The organism is Streptomyces sp. NPDC127068, assembly GCF_042724695.1.
In the GTDB taxonomy this organism is placed as follows: domain Bacteria; phylum Actinomycetota; class Actinomycetes; order Streptomycetales; family Streptomycetaceae; genus Streptomyces.
In genome coordinates, this window is sequence record NZ_JBHXEN010000013.1 from 1 (window position 1) to 20,314 (window position 20,314).

Genomic DNA, 20,314 nt, shown 5'->3' on the forward strand with positions numbered 1-20,314 from the left:
CCGCGCCCCTGATCAGGGGCGCTACCCCACTGAACAACGCACCCCGGCAGGGACGCACCTCAGGGGCGCGGGGAACTGCGCGAGCAACCACCACGCACCCGCACCGGGCAGCGCACCCCAGCCGAAGCAGCCCCGATCAGGGGCGCGGGGAACTGCGCAAATCCCACCACGCACCCGCACGGGGCAGCGCGCGCCCGCCAGGACGCACCGCCAGGGGCGCGGGGAACTGCGCGGATGACCACGGCGCACCGCGCAGGACCGCACCGGCCCAGTGGTGCGTACCCAAGGGGGCGCGGGGAACTGCGCGAGTAACCACCACGCACCCGCACGGGGCAGCGCACCCCAGCCGGAGCCGGGCCCCGGGCCAACCGCTCGGGTCCTAGGACCCGGGTCCTCGGTCACCCGGTCTGACACCATGGACGGTGTGAACGAGATTCGGCGCGGCACCCTTCAGGAGCAGACCTTCTACGAGCAGGTCGGCGGCGAGGAAACCTTCCGTCGACTGGTCCACCGGTTCTACCAGGGCGTCGCCGAGGACCCCCTGCTGCGTCCCATGTACCCGGAAGAGGACCTCGGCCCCGCCGAAGAGCGGTTCGTGCTGTTCCTGATCCAGTACTGGGGCGGCCCCAAGACCTACAGCGAGCAGCGCGGACACCCGCGGCTGCGCATGCGGCACGCCCCGTTCACGGTGGACCGGGCCGCGCACGACGCGTGGCTGCGGCACATGCGGGACGCGGTGGACGAGCTGGAGCTGTCCGAGGAGCACGAGGAGCAGCTGTGGCGGTACATGACGTACGCCGCCGCCTCGATGATCAACAGCCCGGGCTGACCGTCCCGATAGTCGGATTCCGCACCCCGTTCTCCGTTTCGTGCCCCCGCTGCCCCTTCCGCTCCCCCTTCCACTCTGAAAGCATCCAGGGACCTCCCGTAGAACGCGCGTGCCCCGGTGGTGGCGCGCCGGCACCCACGGGACGGGGCACCCACGGGGGCGGGACCACGTGGCGGCGGGCAACGGCGGATCGCGGGGGCGGGACAAGCAGTGACAGGGTTCCTACTGGCGCGCGTCCGGGCGCACCGCCTCCTGCTCGCCGCCGCACTGGTCGCCGTGGTCCTGACCACCACGGTCCTCGCGACCCTCGCCGCCTTCTCCGGCGGCATCGGCGACGCCGCGCTGCGGCACACGCTGCGCACCCGGGACACCGCCGCGACCGCGCTGACCGCCAAGGCGCCGGTCGCGCCCTCCGACCGGCGCGCCACCGAAGCCGCCGGGAAGGCGGTGCAGGACGCGGCCCGTACCGCCTTCGACGGGCTGCCGTTCACCACCCGCGCGCTGGCCCGCTCCGGCCCCTACGCACTCCCCCGGTCCCTCCAGCCTCCGGCCGCCCGCGACGGCAATCCGTACCTCACGCACTTCAGCTCGCTGGACACCACCCAGGTCCGGATCGTGCGGGGCCGGGCACCCGACGCCTCCCGTCGCGGTGAGGTGGAGGTGGCGCTCCCGGAGACGGCCGCCGCCGAACTGGGCGTGCACCCGGGCGACCGGGAAGCGGCGCTGACCCTGACCGACCGGCTCGACGGGCCCGCGGTGCGCGTCCGGGTCGTCGGCGTGTACCGTCCGGTCGCCGCCGACGCGCCCTACTGGCAGTTGGACGGGCTGCGCGGACGCGGCGTCCAGAAGGTGTCGTTCACGACGTACGGGCCGCTGCTCACCGACCCGGCGGTGCTGGCCGCCGCGGGGCGGGTCAGCGCCGGCGAGACGTCCTGGCTGGCCGTCGCCGACTTCTCCGCGATGAGCACCGGGCGCATCGACGCGCTGCGCGACGCGGCCCGCGAAGGCGTCGCGTCGCTGCGCGGATCGGCGGCGCTCGGCGGGAGCACCGACGTCACCACCGGGCTGCCCGGCGTGCTGGACCGGGCGGAACGCGCCACCCTGGTGTCCCGTTCCACGCTCCTCATCGTGGCGCTCCAGCTCTCCCTGCTCGCCGGGTACACCCTGCTGCTGGTGGCGCGGCTGCTGAGCGCCGAACGCGACGGGGAGACCGGGCTGCTCCGGGCCCGCGGCGGCTCGCGCGGCCGGATCGGCACGCTCGCGGCCCTGGAGGCGCTGCTGCTGGCGCTGCCCGCCGCCCTGCTGGCGCCGCTACTCGCGGGCCCGCTGACGGAGCTGCTCGCCGGACAGGGCGCGCTGGCCCGGATCGGGCTGCGGGTGGACGGGGTGGCGTCCGGCGGGGTGTGGCTGGTCGCGGGCGCCGTGGCCCTGGGCTGTGCGCTCGCGGTGACCCTGCCGGCCCTCACCTCGGACGGTGCGACCCGGGGCCGCGGCCGTACGCTGCCCGGGCCGCTGCGGGCGGGCGCGGACGTGGCGCTGGTGGCGGTCGCGGGCATCGCGTACTGGCAGCTCGACCGGCAGACCGCCCAGTCGGGCGTGTTCGGCAAGGACGGCTCGGGACAGCCCGGCATCGATCCGCTGCTGGTGGCGGCGCCCGCGCTGGCGCTGCTCGCCGGTACGGCGCTGACCCTGCGGCTGCTGCCGCCGGCCGCCCGGCTCGCCGAGCGTCGCGCGGCGAGCGGCCGGGGCCTGACCTCGGCGCTCGCCGGCTGGCAGCTCAGCCGTCGTCCGCTGCGGGGCGCGGGGCCCGTGCTGCTGCTCGTCCTCGCGGTGGCGATGGGGATGCTGGCGATCGGCCAGGGCTCGTCGTGGGACCGCTCGCAGGACGACCAGGCGGACTTCCGCGCGGGCGCCTCGGTCCGGGTGCAGACCGCCGGGGTCGCCGGGCTGGGGCACGCCGGTCGGTACGCGGAACTGCCCGGGGTACGGGAGGCGGTGCCCGCGCTACGGGCGACGGCACAGCTCTCGGGGGACCGCGAGGCGACGGTCCTCGCCCTGGACACCGCACGGGGCGCGGAGCACGTGCTGACCCGCCCCGACCTGGGCGAACTGACCGACGGTGCTGCCCCCCGGTCCGCGGGGATCACCGCGGCACGGGACGGGACCCGGCTGCCGAAGGACACCACCCGCCTGGAACTCGACGTCCGCCTGCGGGCGAAGCCCGACCCGGGCGGGGTCGCCCCGGACGACGACTCCCGGCCGCCGAAGGACGCGTCGCACGAACCGCCCCGGGTGGCCGTGCTGGTGGAGGACCGCTACGGACTGTCGTACCGGCTGCCGGCCGGGACGCTGACCGCCGACGGTCGCACCCGCACCCTCTCCCTCGACCTGCTGCGGGCCGCGGAGTCCGCCGCCGGCGAACCCGCCCGGCCGCTGACGTTCATCGGCCTGGAGCTGGACGTCCCGCAGCCCGTGGGCGTGCCCGAACGACACGTGCTCACCGTGGCCGCGCTGCGGGCCGCGGACGGGGCGACCGAGGCCGCCCCGGTGCAGCTCAGCTCCCCGTGGCGGGCGAAGTCCGCGGTCGCCCGCGCGGACGACGCGCTGAGCGAGCAGGCCCGCCCGACCCGCCCCGAACTGACCGGACCCGATGCGGAGGACCCCCAGATCACCGCCCGGTACGGCACGGGTTACACCCCCGGCGGCCCGTTCTGGTCCGGCGAGGACAACACCGTGACCGTCCGGATCATGGCGGACCGGAGCGTGCCCGAGGAGGTCCCGGCCATCGCCACCGACCAGTACCTGAAGGTCCTGGGCGCCCGCCCCGGGGACCGGGTCGACGTGGCGCTCGCCGGCACCCACGTCCCCGTACGGATCGAACGCAGCGTACGGGCGCTGCCCACCACCGGCCCGGACGGTCGGGCCCCCGTCGCGACGCACGACGAGGGCGCCGACGCCACCGGGGCGACCACCTCCGCGGCCGACCGCGACGGCGGCGCCCTGCTGTTGGACTTGAACGCCGTCAACCGCATCCTGACGCAACGCGACGGCACCGGTGTATCGCCCACCGAGTGGTGGCTGACGACCGCGCCCGGGCAGTCCGCCGAAGCCGCGGCGGCGCTGCGCGCGCGGTCCGACACCGACCCGGCCACCGTGCTCGTCCGCGACGAGATCGCCCAGGGGCTGCGCGACGACCCGCTGGGCGCCGGCCCCGGTGCCGCGCTGACGGCGGTGGCGGTCGCCGCGGCGGCGCTGGCCGCCGTCGGCTTCGGCGTGAGCACCGCCGGTGCGCTGCGGGAACGCTCCACCGAGTTCGCCGTGCTGCGCGCCCTCGGGGCGCCCCGCCGCCGGCTGGCCAGACTGGTGGCGGCGGAACAGGGGGTGCTGGTGTGCCTGGCGCTCCTGGTGGGCGCCGCCCTGGGAACGGTGCTCACCCGCGCGGTGGTGCCGCTGATCCTGCTGACGCCCGATGCGACCCGGCCGGTACCGCCGGTCCTGGTGGAACTGCCCGTCGGTCAGGTGCTCCTGCTGCTCGCGCTGGTGGCGGTGGGCCCCCTGCTGATCACGGCGGCGCTGCCGCTGCGGCGCCCGGCCCACCTGGCCACCGCGCTCGGAGCGGCGGTGGAGCGGTGACCCGGCACGATCAGCAGGGAAACGACGGGCACGGCGGCAGCGGAACGGGCAGCCGGCCGGTGCGGCGCGAGCCGACGGACCGGCAGGTGGCGAACGGGCGGACAGTGAACGAGCGAACGGCGAACGGCCCGACCCCCGGCCGCCCGACGACACCCGGACCGACGGCGACACCCGGACCGACCGGGCCGCACGAGCCGGCGGATTCGGGCGGCCGGAAGCAGGGTGGCACCCCGCTCAGCGCCCCCTGGGTCCGCACCCGGCTGCGCACCGCCCGGAGCGCCGCGCTGGCCCTCGCCCTGCTCGTGGCGTTCACCGCGGCACTCGCCGCCGGCCTCCCGCTCGCCGTGGACGGCCTGCGCGACGAGGGACTGCGGCACTCCGTCGCCGACGCCTCCCCCGCCCGGGCCGCGATCCGGTTCAGCGCCCCGCAGCCCAGTCCCAGCCTGTCGATGGCGCAGCGTGAGAAGGCCCTGCGCGGCGCCGCGCTGCGCCAGGGCTATGCGGACGTGGTCGACGCGCTACGGGCCCCGCTCGCCGCCGACGACGCGCACTCCTCGTACGGGGTACGGACCGCCGAACCCCCGGAGACCCTGGAGGACTGGCTCCCCCAACCGCGCGGCCTGCGCCCGCGGTTCTCGCTCACCGCGCAACAGGGCCTCGACGCGCACGCCGAGGTCCGTGCGGGACGGCTCCCCCGGGCCGGGGGCACCGTCACCGCCGAGAGCCCCGGCGTGGAGGCCGTGGTGAGCAGCGAGACCGCCCGCCGGCTGAAGATCAAGACGGGCGCCGTGCTGCGGATGCCCGGCACGGTGCGGGACCCCGTCGCCGTACGGATCACCGGCATCGTCGACCCGAAGGACCCGGACGGCCCCTACTGGGCGACCCAGCCCCTGCTGCGCACCCCCGCACTGGTGCGGGTCCCGTCCACCGTGCCGGACCCGCCGGTGTACTGGCTCGGTGCCCTCCTGCTGCACCCGGACGCGGCACCGGTCCTGCTCGGCGCCGAGGGAAGCCCCGAGCGGTACTGGAACCTCGCGCCCGACGCCGCCGGCCTCTCCGGTGGCGAACTCGACCGGGTCCAGGCCGCCCTGGCCTCCACCGTCAACGGGACGGCGCTGCTGGACGCGCGTCGCGCCATCGACGTCAACACCGTCGCGGACACCGAACTCGACGAGGTCCTCACCGAGTACGGGAAGCTGCGCGACGGCGTGCTGCCGTTGGTCGCGGTCGCCGCGTTCGGCACCGGCACCGTCGCCCTGGTGGTGCTCCTGATGGCCGGCGGACTCGCGGCGGGGCGCCGCCGGGCCGAACTGACCGTGCTGCGGGCCCGCGGCGCCTCCCTGCGCGGACTCGGCGGGCGGCTGCTCGCCGAGACGGCCGTCGTCGCCGTGCCCGCCGGAGCCCTGGGCCTCGCCCTGGCCCTGCTCGCCCTGCCCGGGGGGCGGTGGCCGCTCGCGGTACTGGCCGCCGCCGCGGTGACGCTCGTGGCCTGCCTGGCGCTCCCGGTGCGCGCACTCGCCGCACACCGGGCGGTACGGATCGGGGCGGACCGCGAGGACCTGACGACGGCCCGGCCCTCGCGACGGCGCACGGTCGCCGAACTGACCCTGCTGGTCCTGGCGGTGGGCGCCGTGGTGGTGCTGCGCCAGCGCGGCTCCGGCGGCGGTGGACTCGTCGCGCTCGCCCCGGCGCTGATCGGCATGATCGCCGCTCTCGTGCTGGTCCGGCTGTATCCGCTGCCGTTGCGGCTGCTCGCCGGCCCCACCCGGCGGCTGCGCGGACTGACGGGCCACCTCGCACTGGCCCGCACGGCCCGCGGCCCGGCCTCCGCGGTGCTGCCGCTGCTCGCCCTGCTGACCGCGCTGACCACCGCCGCGTTCGGTGGCTCGGTGCTCGCCGGGATCACCGAGACCCGGGACCGGGCGGCACTGCTCAGCACCGGCGCGGACGCCCGGATCAACGCCGGCGAGCCCTTCTCCGACGGGGAGTCCCGGCGGATCAAGGAGGTCGCCGGGGTGGAGTCGGTGACCGGTGCGACCGTCGACTACGACGCCGTGGCCCTCGGCGTGCCGTCCGGCGACGCGTCCGAGCCCCCGACCGGAGCGGCGGCCGGCGGCAGCGAGGACTCGGAAGCCCGGGTACCGCTCGCGGTGGTGGACGCCCGGGCGTACGCCGAACTGTCCGAGCGGCTCGGAGTGGGAGCGTTCCCAGCCCGCACCCTGACCGACGGGGCGCAGCAGACACGTGCCGTACCGGCGCTCGCCTCCCCCGCGACCGCCGAACGCCTCGGCCGCGAACCGGTCACCCTGCGCGTCGACGGGGAGCGGATCACCGTCCGGATCGCCGCCGTGCGCCCGGTGACCCCGGCGGTGCGCACCGCGGACTTCCTGGTCGTCGACGCCCGCGCCCTCGGCGCACCGCTGCGGCCCACGTCACTGCTGCTCACCGGTCGGGAGCTCGACGGCGCCGCGCTGCGGAAGGCCGCGGGCCCCGACACGATCGTCCACCTGCGGGACGCGGAACGCGCCCGGTACGCCGACTCGCCCCTCCAGACCGGCGCCGAACGCGTCTACGCGGCGGCCGTCGCGGCGGGCGCCGGGTTCGCCGCCCTCGCCCTGCTGCTCGCCCTGGCCCGGAGCGCGCCGGAGCGGACCGCGCTGCTCGCCCGGCTGCGCACCATGGGGCTCACCCGCCGGGACGGACGGCGACTGCTGGTCCTGGAATCGCTGCCGCAGGCCCTGCTCGCGGCGGGCGGCGGGATGCTCGCGGGGTGGGCGGCCGTCCGGCTGCTCGCGCCCGGCACCGATCTGACGGCCGTGGCCCTCGCCTCCGTGTCCGGTGCCGGTGAACTGCCCTCCGGGGTGGCGGGGCTGCGGCCGGACCCGGTGTCCCTGCTGCTGCCGGCCCTCGCCGTGGTCGCCCTGACGGTCGGCGTCGCGGCCGTGCAGGCGTGGTGGACCGGCCGCCGTGACGCCGTCCGGGAACTACGGCTGGGGGACGAACGATGACCACCCACCCCGTGGCCCTGCTGACCCCGCCCGGGTCCCGTACCCCATCGGCCCCGACTCGGGAGCGCACCTCATGAACACGACCCCGACCACCGAGCCCGCCAGCGGCACGGGCACGTCACTCGCGGAGCTGGAACGGCGGGCCGCCGATCGACGCGACCGACCCGCGTACGGGCACGACGCACTCATCGGCTGCGACCGGTTGGTGCGGATCTTCTCCACCGACGGCGTGGAGGTGCAGGCGCTCCAGGGGCTCGACCTCCTGGTGCGCGAGGGCGAACTGATGGCCCTCGTCGGGGCGTCGGGCAGCGGCAAGTCCACCCTGATGAACATCCTCGCCGGACTCGACGAACCGACGGCGGGCGCCGCCAGCGTCGCCGGCCGGGACCTGCTGGCCATGGGGTCCGCGGAACGCCTGGCCTACCGCCGGGAGGTCGTCGGCTTCGTCTGGCAGCAGACCTCCCGCAATCTGCTGCCGTACCTGACGGCCGCGCAGAACGTGACGCTGCCCATGCAACTGAGCGGCGGCCCCCGCGGGTTGCGGGGCCGCCGGGCCAGGGCGCAGCGGGCGCTGGAACTCCTCGACCTGTTGCAGGTCGCCGACTGCCGCGACCGACGCCCGCACCAGATGTCCGGTGGTCAGCAGCAGCGCGCCGCCATCGCCGTGGCCCTCGCCAACGACCCGGCGGTGCTGCTCGCCGACGAACCCACGGGGGAACTCGACTCCCACACCGCCGAGCAGATCTTCGCCGCGTTCCGCACGGCGAACGAACAGTTGGGCACGACGGTGGTGATCGTCACCCATGACCAGGCGGTGGCCAGCGAGGTCCGCCGGACGGTCGCCATCCGGGACGGCCGCACCTCCACCGAGGTGCTGCGCCGCACCGAGGTCGACGCGGCCACCGGCGAGGAGTCCCTGGTCGCCCGTGAGTACGCGATGCTCGACCGTGCGGGGCGGCTCCAGTTGCCCGCCGAGTACACCGAGAGCCTGGGCATGCGGGACCGGGTCCTCCTCAAGCACGAGGAGGACCACATCGGGGTCTGGCCGGACGCGTAGCCCGGCGGGTGCGCTACGCCGGGGTGACCGTGAGGCTCGCGGTGCCGGCCCTGCGGACGGCCACCGAGCCGAACGGTGTCCGCAACCGCAGCCACGATCCGCTGGTCAGCAGGGCGAGCGCGGCGTCACCGGACGGCCCGGTCACCGACGGGCCGGTGGTCGCTCCCGGGAGGAAGCCGAGGGCCTGCGCGGCGTGCGCCGCACGGACCGGGAGGTCACTGTCCCCGAGCGGCCGGGACCAGACCTCGCGGCCGATCCGGTCCAGCGCCGCCCGGCTGCGCTCGGTGGACTCCAGCGACCGGGTGCGGGACCGGAACTCGGCCACCGCCTGCGCCACCATCGTCCGCACCGCGTGCGCGGACGGCAGTCCCGGCTCGGGCTGCCAGCCGCCGCGCGGGGGCAGCACCCCGGCCCAGGGCGGCCCGGTCACCGCGTCCGGCACCCGGGCCGTGCCCGCCCGTTCGTCGATCGACTCCAGCAGCTCCCCCGCCGACACCGTGGTGTCGAGCGAGTCCTCGATGCCGTACTCGTACGGCTTCGCGAGCCTGGCCGTGCGGATCGCCAGCACCTCGAACGACGGGGGCCGTCCGAAGACCGCGAGCGTGGCCCCGGCCGCCTGGAGGCGGACCGCGGCGCCGCGGTCGTAGTGGAGCAGCCGGACGAGGAAGGCGGCGAGGTCCGCCGCCTCCCCGCCGTCGGCGAAGTCCACCGTTCGACTCATACCGCCAGTGCCTCCGCGTCGACGTCGGGCACCAGGTACCGCTGGAGGAACTCCCGCTCCTCGGCGGAGATCCGCCGGGGCCGCTGGGTGTCCAGGTTGAACGGGACCATGACCGTGGAGGCCCGCACGTAGGCCTGCTCGGCGCCCTCGTGGTCCTTGACCTCGTAGGCGACCGTCAGCGACGAGTTGCGGATGCTGGTCACCCACGACTCGATGACGACCGGCTCGTGCCGGTGCACCAGCGGGCGGAGGTAGTCGATCTCGTGGCGGGCCACGACGGACCCGCCGGCGAACAACGGGGACCCGTCACCGGGTGCCAACCGGAACATGAAGTCGATCCGGGCCTCCTCCAGATAGCGCAGGAAGACCACGTTGTTGACGTGCCCGAAGGCGTCCATGTCCGACCAGCGCAGCGGGCAACTGTAGATGTGACGGGTCATCGCGGATCAGCCCCGGGTGAGCTTCTTGTAGGTGGCCCGGTGCGGACGGGCCGCGTCGGCGCCCAGCCGCTCGACCTTGTTCTTCTCGTACGAATCGAAGTTGCCCTCGAACCAGAACCACTTGGACTCGCCCTCGTACGCCAGGATGTGCGTGGCGACCCGGTCGAGGAACCAACGGTCGTGGGAGACGACCACGGCGCAGCCCGGGAAGTCGAGGAGCGCGTTCTCCAGCGAGGACAACGTCTCGACGTCGAGGTCGTTGGTCGGCTCGTCGAGGAGCAGCAGGTTGCCGCCCTGCTTGAGGGTGAGGGCGAGGTTCAGCCGGTTGCGCTCACCGCCGGAGAGGATGCCGGCGGGCTTCTGCTGGTCCGGGCCCTTGAAGCCGAACGCGCTGACGTACGCCCGCGACGGCATCTCGACCTGGCCGACGTTGATGTAGTCGAGCTCGTCCGAGACCACGGCCCACAGCGTCTTCTTCGGGTCGATGTTCTCGCGGCTCTGGTCGACGTACGAGATCTTCACGGTCTCGCCGACCTTGATCGAGCCGCCGTCCGGCTCCTCCAGGCCCTGGATCATCTTGAAGAGCGTGGTCTTGCCGGCGCCGTTCGGGCCGATCACGCCGACGATGCCGTTGCGCGGGAGGGTGAAGGACAGGTCGTCGATCAGCACCTTCTCGCCGAACGCCTTGGAGAGGTTGTTGACCTCCACGACGATGCTGCCCAGTCGCGGGCCCGGCGGGATCTGGATCTCCTCGAAGTCCAGCTTCCGCATCTTGTCGGCCTCGGCGGCCATCTCCTCGTACCGGGCCAGTCGCGCCTTCGACTTGGCCTGGCGGCCCTTGGCGTTGGAGCGGACCCACTCCAGTTCTTCCTTGAGCCGCTTGGCGCGCTTGGCGTCCTTCTGGCCCTCGACCTTGAGGCGGCTCTGCTTGGCCTCCAGGTAGGTGGAGTAGTTGCCCTCGTACGGGAAGGCGCGACCGCGGTCGAGTTCGAGGATCCACTCGGCGACGTTGTCGAGGAAGTACCGGTCGTGGGTGATCGCCACGACGGTGCCCGTGTACTTGGCCAGGTGCTGCTCCAGCCAGTTCACGGACTCGGCGTCGAGGTGGTTGGTGGGCTCGTCGAGGAGCAGCAGGTCGGGCTGTTCGAGGAGGAGCTTGCACAGCGCGACGCGGCGCCGCTCACCACCGGACAGCTTGGTGACGGCCCAGTCCCCGGGCGGGCAGCCGAGGGCGTCCATGGCCTGTTCGAGCTGGGCGTCGAGGTCCCAGGCGTTGGCGTGGTCGAGCTCCTCCTGGAGCTTGCCCATCTCGTCGAGCAGCGCGTCGGAGTAGTCCGTCGCCATCTGCTCGGCGATCTCGTTGAAGCGGTCCAGCTTGCCCTTGATGCCCGAGACGCCGTCCTGCACGTTCTCCAGGACCGTCTTGGACTCGTCGAGCGGCGGCTCCTGGAGCAGGATGCCGACGGTGTAGCCGGGGGACAGGAACGCGTCGCCGTTGGACGGCTGCTCCAGGCCCGCCATGATCTTCAGTACGGTCGACTTACCGGCGCCGTTCGGGCCGACGACACCGATCTTCGCGCCGGGGAGGAAGTTCAGGGTGACGTCGTCGAGAATCACCTTGTCGCCGTGCGCCTTGCGCGCCTTGCGCATGGTGTAAATGTACTCAGCCAAGAGAAACCGTCCGGCAGCTTGATACCTGAAGTGTCAACATGTGACTCGATGCGACTCGGCATGTGACTCCGCCGTATGAGGGCAGACACACCCCATCTTGCCGTACCCGCCCTCGGCAACCGAAATCCCGGCCGGGGCCCGACCCGCGCGCAGGACGGCCCCCGCCCGCCGGGGAGCGCCACGGCCCGGCCCGCCGGGTGACGTACGCCCCCGGCGCACCGGGGGCGCGTGCTCAGCGCCGGACGAGCAGCCCTTCCACGAGACGGTCCAGGGCCGCGGCCATCTCCGCCCGGGTCGCCACCGGGTCGTCGGCGTGGGCGACCTTGAGCGCCGCCTCGTCGAGCGCGCCCAGGAGCAGGTGGGCCAGCGGGGAGACGGGCTGTTCCACCAGGTCTCCGGTCGCGATGGCCGCCGACAGGGCTTCGGTGATCACCCCGAGGCCCTGGTCCTGACCGATCTCGCGCCAGCGCCGCCAGCCCAGCACCCCGGGGGCGTCCAGGAGGAGGATGCGCTCCGCGTCCGGCTCGGCGAAGGCGTCGAGGAAGGCGCGCGCACCCGCTCTGAGGGCTTCGACGGGATCGGCGGCGGTCGCCATGGCCTGGGTGGCGATCCGCTGGGTGACCTCGGCCTCGACCGTCTGGACCACGGTGTCGAACAGGTCGGTCTTGTCGCGGAACTGGTGGTAGAGCGCGCCTCGGGTCACCCCCGCGGCCCGGACGATCTCTTCCGTGCCGACGTCCGCGTAGCCGCGCTCGGCGAACAGCCGCCGGGCGGCGGCCACCAGCGCGGACCGGGTGGCCCGGGAGCGCTGTTCGTGCTTGCTACTGGTCGGTTGCATCTCACCCCTTGAGTTTCATACAGACTGCATGCATTCTATATTCGCAGTCCGTACAGTCTGTATGTAAATTGCCCCCGAGGAGTGCAGACATGCCGCAGATCACGCTTCCGCAGGGAACCGTCCACTACCGGTCCACCGGCGACGGACCCCCGGTGGTCCTGCTCCACGGCTACCTCATGGGCAGCAGGCTCTGGGAGCCGGTCGCCGACCGTCTGGCCTCCGACTTCCGCTGCATCAGCCCGGACCTCCCGCTCGGCGCCCACCGGATACCCCTCTCCCCCGACACGGAACTCGACCTGGTCGGCATCGCCCGCCTGGTCGCCGATCTGCTCGACGCGCTCGACCTGCGCGAGGTGACGCTGGTCGGGAACGACTACGGCACCGCCATCGCCCAGACCGTCGCGGCCCGTCACCCGGAACGGATCGGCCGCCTGGTGCTCACCAGCGGCGAGTGCTTCGACAACTCCCCGGCCACCTGGTTCAAACCGCTCGTCCCGGCGGCCCGGGTGCCCGGACTGCTCACCTTCGCCTTCCAGTCGCTGCGATCGCGCACCCTGCGCAGGCTGCCCTTCGCTTACGGACTGCTGACCGCGAACGACCTGCCCCACGACCTGATCGACGACTGGGTCGACGCGTTCTTCAGCGACCGCGGCGTGCGGCGCGACTGCGAGAAGGTCACCCGGGGGTTCCGGCCGGCCGCCACGCTCGACACGGCGAACCGGATCGCCTCCTTCGACCGACCGGCCCTGATCGCGTTCGGGCGCGAGGACCGGCACTTCCCGTTCGAGCACGGCGCCCGGCTGGCGGCGCTGCTGCCCGACGCCCGGTTGGCTGCGGTTCCCGACACCCGCACCTGGGTCATGCTCGACCAGACCGAGATGATCTCCGACCTGATCGGCGAGTTCATCCGGAGCACGCCCATCGGGGCCGCCCGGTCGGACGACGCACCGGTCTGAGCGCGGGCGGGGACCTCTCTCCCCGGCTCCTCTCCGCCCCGGCGCCGCTCTCCCCCGGCCACGCGGTCACCGCCCTCACGGTCACCGCCCTTCGGTCAGGGCGCCGCGGCCACGGCCCTTCGCCCGGGTCAACCCTGCTGGCGCGAGGTCCGCGTGCGGAGCACGAGCACGGCTGCACCGCCGGCCAGGACCAGGGCCACCGCCGTCCCGGCTATCACCAGGGTGACCGGGGAACCGCCGGTGGCCGCCAGATCGGAGGCGCTACGGGCGCCCTTGTCCGGCGCACCGGGAGCCGAAGCGGGGCTCGGTGCCGCCATGGCACGGGTGCCGCGGACCTCGCTGCTGCGGGTGCGGCAGTCGAAGATCCCGCTGATCCTCTTCTCGTAGCCGTCGGGGCCGGCCACGGTGAAGTCGTAGCTCTGGTCCTCCGTGAGCGGAACGGGCACCGTCTCGACACGGCCCGCGGCGACCACCCTCCGCGCCCCGGACAGTTCGAACTCGAAGTCCTGGTCCCCCGCATTGCGCACCGTGACCTCCAGGCCGCCGTGCGCACAGACCTTCTCCGCCGAGACGGCCGGCACGGGGCCGCTCTCGCCCCAGCTCACCAACGCGGTCGCGGACACCGTCGACTCGCTGGAGCCCGCGAGGACCTGGGTCTGGCTGCGGCTCCCCGAGGTGAACGCCCGGCCGACGGGCACCGTGGTCGACGTCTGGATGGTCAGCGCGGCCAACCCGGCCGACGCGCCCTTCGGTATGTCCAGGAAGAGGGAGTCACCGTGCCGGGCGGCGGTGACCGGCTTGCCCTCGGCGTTGACGACCCGCATCCCGTCCACCAGGGCGAGCGTGTTCGGCGCCACCGTCACCCGCTCGGCACCGGAGCGGACCTTGACCGGGCCGATCCGTGCGCCGTCCTCCCCGACGGAGGCCAACAGGGCCGAATGCGCCGCCGGGGTGAGGCCCAACGACGCCCCGGGCTCGGGCAGGCTGCGCGCCTCGCGTTCCAGGTAGTCGGCGAGCCGCTCGGCCTGCGGGTCCGCGGCCGTCACCTTCGGGACCTCCCGCGCGTCCCGCTTCGCACCGTTCTTCTCGCTGCGGGCGCCGGGGCGGGCGCCGGCGCCGTCGGAGTAGCGCCAGATCGCCACCTGGGTGCCGATGGCGGCGTCCTGCTCGGTCAGGCCCTTGGCGCCGGCCCGCCGAGCGAGCGCGGCGAGGTCGTTGACCTGCGGGTAGGAGTTCTGGAGGATCCAACGGATCTTGCCCGCGGCGGCATTGACGCCCAGCGAGGTGCCCGACCAGGGGGTCTCCTGGTAGCGGGCGTCCCACTGGGTCGCCATGTCGAGGTCCACCCCGTACGTCCGCAGGGTGCCGCCACCGTCCACGGCCAACTCGAACAGGCCCGCCCGGAGCCGTCGTTCCTCGCTGCCCACCCGGACGACCGCATCACCGGACAACTTCAATCCGCTGAGCGTCGCCGCGGCGCCCCCGTGGTCCTGCGGCTCCTCGACCGCCGCAGCCGCCCCGGCACTCGCCACCACCATGCCCGTGGCGAACAGGCCGGAGACGGCGGCCCCGACGGCGAGACGAACGGCGCCCCTCTTCAGAGGGGAGCTGGCTGCGAACACGGAATTCCCTTTCGGGTGAGGCCCATTGGTGTGGGGGTGGTCCTCACCTGCAGAACCAGACGCTCCTTGAGCTGTTCCGGCATCCTAAGAAACGTCACGTACCGACCGCCCCACCCATACGGTCGGATAACCGTTCCGAATCGGAATCGTTATCGCCCCACACACTTCCCACCTGGGCTTATCGACAAATCAACGCATTGGTCCGGCTCCTCGGCCACGGTGGACGTCGAGATCCGGCCTTCCGCGCCCGCCCCGACGCCCGAACCGGGCGACAGCATCCGGAGTCAGACCGCGAGCGAATCCAACTCCCCCTCCGCGGGGCCCTCGACCACTGCCGGACCGCGCGCCCGTGCCCCCAGGTCCCAGAGGTCCCGCTCCGGCCGAGCCGGCACGCCCTTCGCACCCCCTCCCCGGACCTTCACGTCCCCGAGCGTCACGTCGTCCCCGCGCGCCACGTCACTGGTCGGCGCGTCCCCGACGGCTCGCGGCTGCGGGAACCCGTCCGTTTCGCCCCGTTGTCGCGCAACCGATGGCATCCGTTGGAAGGCCGCCGTGCCCCGCGCGAGGTCGTGCCCGATGCTGCTCGCCTCGATGTCCGCCGCGAACCACTGCTTCCCGTCGCCCCCGTCCTCCTGCCGGACCTTCAGACGTCCCTGCACGATCACGGGTTCGCCCACCGACAAGGAGGCCATCGCGTTCTCCGCGAGTGCGCGCCACGCGCACACGGTGAAGAAGTTGGTGTGCCCGTCCGCCCAGGTCTCGCTGCGCCGGTCCCAGTACCGGGCCGTCACGGCGAGCCTGAACCGGACGACCCGGCCCGTCGCGAACTCCCTGACCACCGGTGCGGTCGCCACGTTCCCCACCACGGTCACCAGCGTCTCGTTCATCACGTACCCCCTACTGGACCGCGCGCGGGTCGCCCCGCGCGTCCGGCGTCCGCGGTCCCCCGTGGATCCGCGGCCGGCGGCGGGGCACGACGACTCCGGCCGCCCGTGCCCCACCGACGCCCCGGGCCGTGCGGTTCGCTCCCGCACGACCCGGGCCGTGACCTCAGAATCCCCCAACCCGCCCGATCCCGCTGGACCCTGTGGGCAGCGCGGAGCCTGTGGACAACTCGCTCACCCGTACGAGTGAGACCGGGCCACGAGGCAGCGGACGACCGCCGCATCCACGGGCGTCAGCGGGTGCGCTGAGACCCCGCTGCGGACCCGCCGACCGCCGCCGCGGAACCCGGAACGCCCGCCCCGCCACCTGGCCCGCCGGACCCGCCGACCGGCCCGCCGGTCAACCCCGTGGCCCGCAGGTACTGCTCGCGCACCTCCCGGTACCGCAGCAGTTCCGCGGCCACCGGATCGAGCACCCGGGCCCGCCCGCAGCCGGCCGCCGCCTCCCGCAACCGCCGTTCCGCCTCCGTCGCGTACCGTCGGGCGGGCCCCCGTGCGGCCATCCGGCACAACCACTCCACGCACGGACCGCCGACGATCCCGATGACCATCAACAGGACCGGCACTCCGAGGTTCGGTGCCGTGACCCTGGCGATCTGGCCCACCAGCCAGAGCGCGCCGAAGACCTGGAGCACCGTCATGCACGCCTGGGCGAACACGGCGGCCGGCCACCAGCCAGGCCGCGGGGGCCGCCGCGGTGCCCCCGCATCGGCCGTGAGCCGGTCGAGCGCCTCCGGCAGCCCCTCGGCACCCCGTACCGCCGCCTCCCGCACGGCCAGCGCCCAGGGGCCGGGCAGTCCCGCAGCGGCCTGGTCGGCGACCGTGCGCACCGCCTGCTCGACCCGCTGGCGGGCGGTGGCCTCCTCGTCCGCGGGGGTCGGGGGCGCCGGGAACCTCGACACGGGGTCGCGCCGGGCCTCGTGCCAGCGCCACAGCCGCAGCCACGGCGTCCCGCAGGCGGTGTGCGCGTTGCGCCGCCAGGCCCGTTCGGCGGCCTCGCCCGCGGCGCTCGCCCCGACCGCCTCGGCGAGCCGGTCGGAGAACTCGTCGCGGGCGCGCTCGGTGAGCCCCGGCCGGCGGGCAGCGGCGTAGACGGGACGCAATCGGGAGGCAGCCGCGTCGACGTCGGCGGCGATCCGTCGGGCCGGGGCCGCCCGCTCCCGTAGGAACTGGTCCAGGGACTCGCGCAGTTGGTCCATCCCCTCGCCGGTGAGCGCGGACAGGGCGAGCACCGTAGCGCCCGGTTCGTCGTGCTCGCCGAGGGCGATGCCGTCCTCGTCCAGGAGGCGCCGCAGATCGTCGAGCACCTGGTCGGCGGCGTCCGTGGGGAGCCGGTCGACCTGGTTGAGGACGACGAACATCACCTCCGCATGGCCGGCCATCGGTCGTAGGTAGCGCTCGTGGAGGATCGCGTCCGCGTACTTCTCGGGGTCCACGACCCAGATCACGGCGTCGACCAGCGCGAGGACCCGGTCGACCTGCTCGCGGTGGACCGTGGACGCCGAGTCGTGGTCCGGGAGGTCGATCAGCACCAGCCCGTCGAGCGGCGTCTCCGTCCCCGAACTCAGCACCGGCCGGCGACGCAGCCGCCCCTGGATGCCGAGTCGGTCGAGGAGCCCCGCCGCGCCGTCCGTCCAGGTGCAGGCGATCGGGGACGAGGTGGTGGGGCGGCGCACCCCGGTGTCGGAGATCGTCACTCCGGCGAGCGTGTTGAAGAGCGTCGACTTGCCGCTGCCCGTGGCCCCCGCGAGGGCGACGACGGTGTGCCGGTCGGAGAGTCTGCGGCGGGCCGCCGCCTCGTCCAGGACCCGCCCCGCCTCGGCCAGGGTGGACCGTTCGAGCCGGGCCCTGGACAGCCCGATCAGCTCCCGCAGGGCGTCGAGCCGGCCGCGGAGTTCGGCGTCGTAGACGGGGTTCGTGGACGGCAGCGGGGCGGCGCGGACCGGTCCGGCGTCCTTGCCGACCGCCGCGGCGAGTTCATCGGCCCCGGTGGTACGGCGGGCGATCAGCCCGTCGTCCCAGACGGAACCGCGTTCGGCGCGCGGCGGGGCGGAGGTGCGCGCCCGCGCGGTGGTCGGACCCGGGGCCTGTCCCGTACGCGGGGCCTTGTCCGTGCTCGGGGCTTTGGGCGTACCCGAAGTGGTGGGCGTACCCGGGGCGGTGGGCGTACCCGGGGCGGAGTGGGAGCCGGCCGGGCGGGACGTCCCGGGCCACGGAGGGTCGCCGGCCGGGTGTTCGCGTCGTTCCCGGGTGCCCGCGCCCGGGTCGGTCTCGCCCGTGCGGGTGGCGCTCCCCGCCCGGACGGCGTCCGGAGTGTCGCCCGGGACACGGCCGTCCACCGCGGTGCCGTCGGTCGGGGCGTCATGGGTCCGGGCGCCATCGGATCGGGCACCGTCACCGTCGATCGGCTCACCACCGGCGAAGCCCCCGGAGACGCCCGCGCGCCGGTCGCCCCCCTGGTCGCCCTCCCGGTCGTCCGCCCGGTCGTCCGCCCGGTCCCCGTCAGCGGGCCGGTCCGGGTGCCCCGCGCCCTCCGTACCCTCCGCGCGATCGGTGTGGTCGGTCACGGCGGTCACCGTGGTCACCTCTCCCTCTGTTCGCTCTGCTGGCCCTGGCTTCTCGGTGCGCGCCGTTCGACGGTTCCGCCCCGTTCCCGCAGCAGCACGGAGAGCGCGGCGATCAACTCGGACTGGGGTTCGGCCTGGACGTCGAGCGCGTCCAGGGGGGCGAGACGGCGTTCGCGCTCGCCGTAGAGCACCTTCTCGACGTAGTCCGTGACCAGCCGACCGCCCCGGTCCCTCAGCCGCAGCGCGCCCTGCGCCCCGATGCGTTCGGCGAGGGTCTCCCCTGCGGCCCGCCCGCGGCGGCCACCGAGCAGGGCCACGGCGAGCATGGCGGCCACCGCTTCCGGGTCGGGAGCCACGCTCTTGTCGAGGGCGCGCACCTCCTCCTCGCAGTGCTCCTCCAGCTCCCGACGCCAGCGCCGTACCGCCATGCCCACCCGGTGCTCGGCACTCTCCATCCCGGGGTCACGCAACGTCAGGACCGGTGCGCCGGAGCCGGGTTCGTTCCGCCAGCGCTCGTCGATCCGTTCGTCGGCGGCGGTGACGCAGCACAGCAGGAGGGCGCTCAGGCTCTCGACGAGGGCGTCGAGGAGTTCGTCGGGACCGCAGTCCAGGGGGTAGCTGCGCCACCGTTTGAGGGCGTCCCCGGAGAGCACCGCCCCGTTCTGGAGCCGGCCCCGCACCCGGGCGTGTTCGCTCTCGTACGTCTCCTCGACCGCGGAGGTGAGCCGGACGGCGGCGGCGTGTTGGGCGGCGACGGCACCGGCCAGGGCGGGCATCCGGGCGCGCAGCGAGGCGAGGGCGCCGCCGGCGGTACGGATCAGGGTGTGCGCGCGGACGGCCGGCTCCTGGGCGCGCTGGGTGAGCCAGGCGCGCAGCGGGGCCACCGCGGTGGACGGCAGGAGTCCGCCGCCGCCGGCGGATTCGGGCAGTTCGGGGACGGTGAACCGGGGCACGTCCCCGAGTCCGGCCTTGGTGAGCAGTGCGGCGTACTGGCGGGACACCTCGGAGACGACCTGGTGGGGCACCCGGTCCAGGACGCTGACCAGGGTCGCGTCGTACTCCTTGGCGGTGCGCAGCAGGTGCCAGGGAACGGCGTCGGCGTACCGGGCGGGGGTCGTGACCATGATCCAGACGTCGGCCGCGCAGATCAGCTGGGCGGCGAGGAGTCGGTTCTCGGCGACGAGGGAGTCGATGTCGGGCGCGTCGAGGAGGGCGAGGCCCCGGGGCAGGGCGCTGGCCGTCTCGATGCGGAGCTGGCGTTCGACACCCCCGCGTCCGCCCCGCGCGGCGCCGGCCGCGTACGCGGGGGTGCTGAGGTGGTCCTGCGGGGGGACCCATACCCGGGTGAGCCCGGGGAGCACCCGCAGCCCGCTGAACCAGTGGTGGTCCTCCGGGTGGCAGACCAGGACGGGCACCCGGGTGGTGGGCCGCAGTACGCCGGCCTCGCTGACCTGGCGGCCGACGAGGGAGTTCACCAGGGTGGACTTGCCCGCTCCGGTGGAACCGCCGATCACGGCCAGGAGCGGCGCCTCGGGCGCCTTGAGACGGGGAACCAGGTAGTCGTCGAGCTGTGCGAGCAGCTCATCGCGGTTGGCTCGCGCGCGTGGCGCCCCCGGAAGGGGGAGCGGAAAGCGTGCGGCGGCGACGCGCTCGCGCAGGGCGGAGAGAGCGTCGAGCAGTTGGGGCCGTACGTCCAAGGTCACCACATGCGAAGAATGCCCAACTTTGACAAGTTTCTGAAGCATATGGGCATCCTGCGCGCCGACCGCCGTCCGGGAAACGGCCGATCGGACAGGGCGAACGGAAGACGCGAGTGGGGCGCAGGCATAACGAGTGCACAACACCCGGGGCGCAAGGCGTCAAAAGCGATGCACGATTCGCACCTGCCTGCGATTATCAGGACCGCTTCACCGAACCTCCACATCAAGGCACGGAGGCGAAGCGCCGGGTACGAGGAACCGGGAGCCCTATCCTTGTCCCCGGCAGGGTCCCCCGGACCGCCCCAACCGGGCACCAGGCCACCCGGCC

The 20,314-nt window shown here is 74.2% G+C and carries 13 protein-coding genes; 5 read left to right on the top strand and 8 right to left on the bottom strand.

Annotation, left to right across the window (positions count from 1 at the left end):
* Positions 1-415: 415 nt before the first annotated feature.
* The 4 genes from ACFWIA_RS10425 (at position 416) to ACFWIA_RS10440 (ending at position 8,527) form a co-directional block, all read left to right on the top strand.
* A complete protein-coding gene (locus tag ACFWIA_RS10425) occupies positions 416-829 on the top strand; it encodes a globin (RefSeq protein ID WP_385487272.1) in 414 nt (137 codons plus the stop codon).
* Between the two features lie 210 nt (positions 830-1,039).
* A complete protein-coding gene (locus ACFWIA_RS10430) occupies positions 1,040-4,462 on the top strand; it encodes an FtsX-like permease family protein (protein ID WP_387002402.1) in 3,423 nt (1,140 codons plus the stop codon).
* Between the two features lie 104 nt (positions 4,463-4,566).
* The gene (locus tag ACFWIA_RS10435; protein ID WP_387002404.1) at positions 4,567-7,470 is read left to right on the top strand and encodes an FtsX-like permease family protein; all 2,904 of its coding nucleotides are present in this window, start codon (positions 4,567-4,569) and stop codon (positions 7,468-7,470) included.
* 73 nt (positions 7,471-7,543) lie between these two features.
* On the top strand, positions 7,544-8,527 hold the full coding sequence (locus tag ACFWIA_RS10440; RefSeq protein WP_387002406.1) for an ABC transporter ATP-binding protein: 984 nt from the start codon (positions 7,544-7,546) through the stop codon (positions 8,525-8,527).
* A 13-nt stretch (positions 8,528-8,540) separates the two neighbouring features.
* Here ACFWIA_RS10440 and ACFWIA_RS10445 read toward each other — a convergent pair whose 3' ends face one another.
* From ACFWIA_RS10445 to ACFWIA_RS10460, 4 genes are all read right to left on the bottom strand, one after another.
* On the bottom strand, positions 8,541-9,248 hold the full coding sequence (locus ACFWIA_RS10445; protein ID WP_387002408.1) for a hypothetical protein: 708 nt from the start codon (positions 9,246-9,248) through the stop codon (positions 8,541-8,543).
* Positions 9,245-9,688 carry an acyl-CoA thioesterase gene (locus tag ACFWIA_RS10450; protein ID WP_387002410.1) on the bottom strand — a complete coding sequence of 148 codons (444 nt, stop codon included), beginning with the start codon at positions 9,686-9,688 and terminating at the stop codon, positions 9,245-9,247. The genes ACFWIA_RS10445 and ACFWIA_RS10450 overlap by 4 nt, the downstream gene beginning before the upstream one ends.
* A gap of 6 nt (positions 9,689-9,694) precedes the next feature.
* On the bottom strand, positions 9,695-11,359 hold the full coding sequence (gene ettA / locus ACFWIA_RS10455; protein ID WP_387002411.1) for an energy-dependent translational throttle protein EttA: 1,665 nt from the start codon (positions 11,357-11,359) through the stop codon (positions 9,695-9,697).
* Positions 11,360-11,591: 232 nt separating this feature from the next.
* Positions 11,592-12,197 (bottom strand): TetR/AcrR family transcriptional regulator, encoded by a 606-nt coding sequence (locus tag ACFWIA_RS10460; protein ID WP_387002413.1) that lies wholly within the window; start codon positions 12,195-12,197, stop codon positions 11,592-11,594.
* Between the two features lie 89 nt (positions 12,198-12,286).
* Between ACFWIA_RS10460 and ACFWIA_RS10465 the strand changes: the two genes are divergently transcribed.
* Positions 12,287-13,153 (top strand): alpha/beta fold hydrolase, encoded by an 867-nt coding sequence (locus ACFWIA_RS10465; protein ID WP_387002415.1) that lies wholly within the window; start codon positions 12,287-12,289, stop codon positions 13,151-13,153.
* 128 nt (positions 13,154-13,281) lie between these two features.
* On the opposite strand, the gene ACFWIA_RS10470 is transcribed toward ACFWIA_RS10465, so the two are convergent.
* The 4 genes from ACFWIA_RS10470 to ACFWIA_RS10485 all read right to left on the bottom strand — a co-directional run bounded on the left by ACFWIA_RS10470 (position 13,282) and on the right by ACFWIA_RS10485 (position 19,992).
* Positions 13,282-14,775 (bottom strand): TQXA domain-containing protein, encoded by a 1,494-nt coding sequence (locus tag ACFWIA_RS10470; RefSeq protein ID WP_387002417.1) that lies wholly within the window; start codon positions 14,773-14,775, stop codon positions 13,282-13,284.
* A 284-nt stretch (positions 14,776-15,059) separates the two neighbouring features.
* Positions 15,060-15,662, bottom strand: a complete 603-nt coding sequence (locus tag ACFWIA_RS10475) for a single-stranded DNA-binding protein (RefSeq protein ID WP_387002418.1) — start codon at positions 15,660-15,662, stop codon at positions 15,060-15,062.
* Positions 15,663-15,952: 290 nt separating this feature from the next.
* Positions 15,953-18,295 (bottom strand): GTP-binding protein, encoded by a 2,343-nt coding sequence (locus tag ACFWIA_RS10480; RefSeq protein ID WP_387002420.1) that lies wholly within the window; start codon positions 18,293-18,295, stop codon positions 15,953-15,955.
* Between the two features lie 5 nt (positions 18,296-18,300).
* Entirely contained in the window at positions 18,301-19,992 is a 1,692-nt protein-coding gene (locus ACFWIA_RS10485; RefSeq protein WP_387002614.1) for a GTPase domain-containing protein, read from the bottom strand.
* Positions 19,993-20,314: the final 322 nt, after the last annotated feature.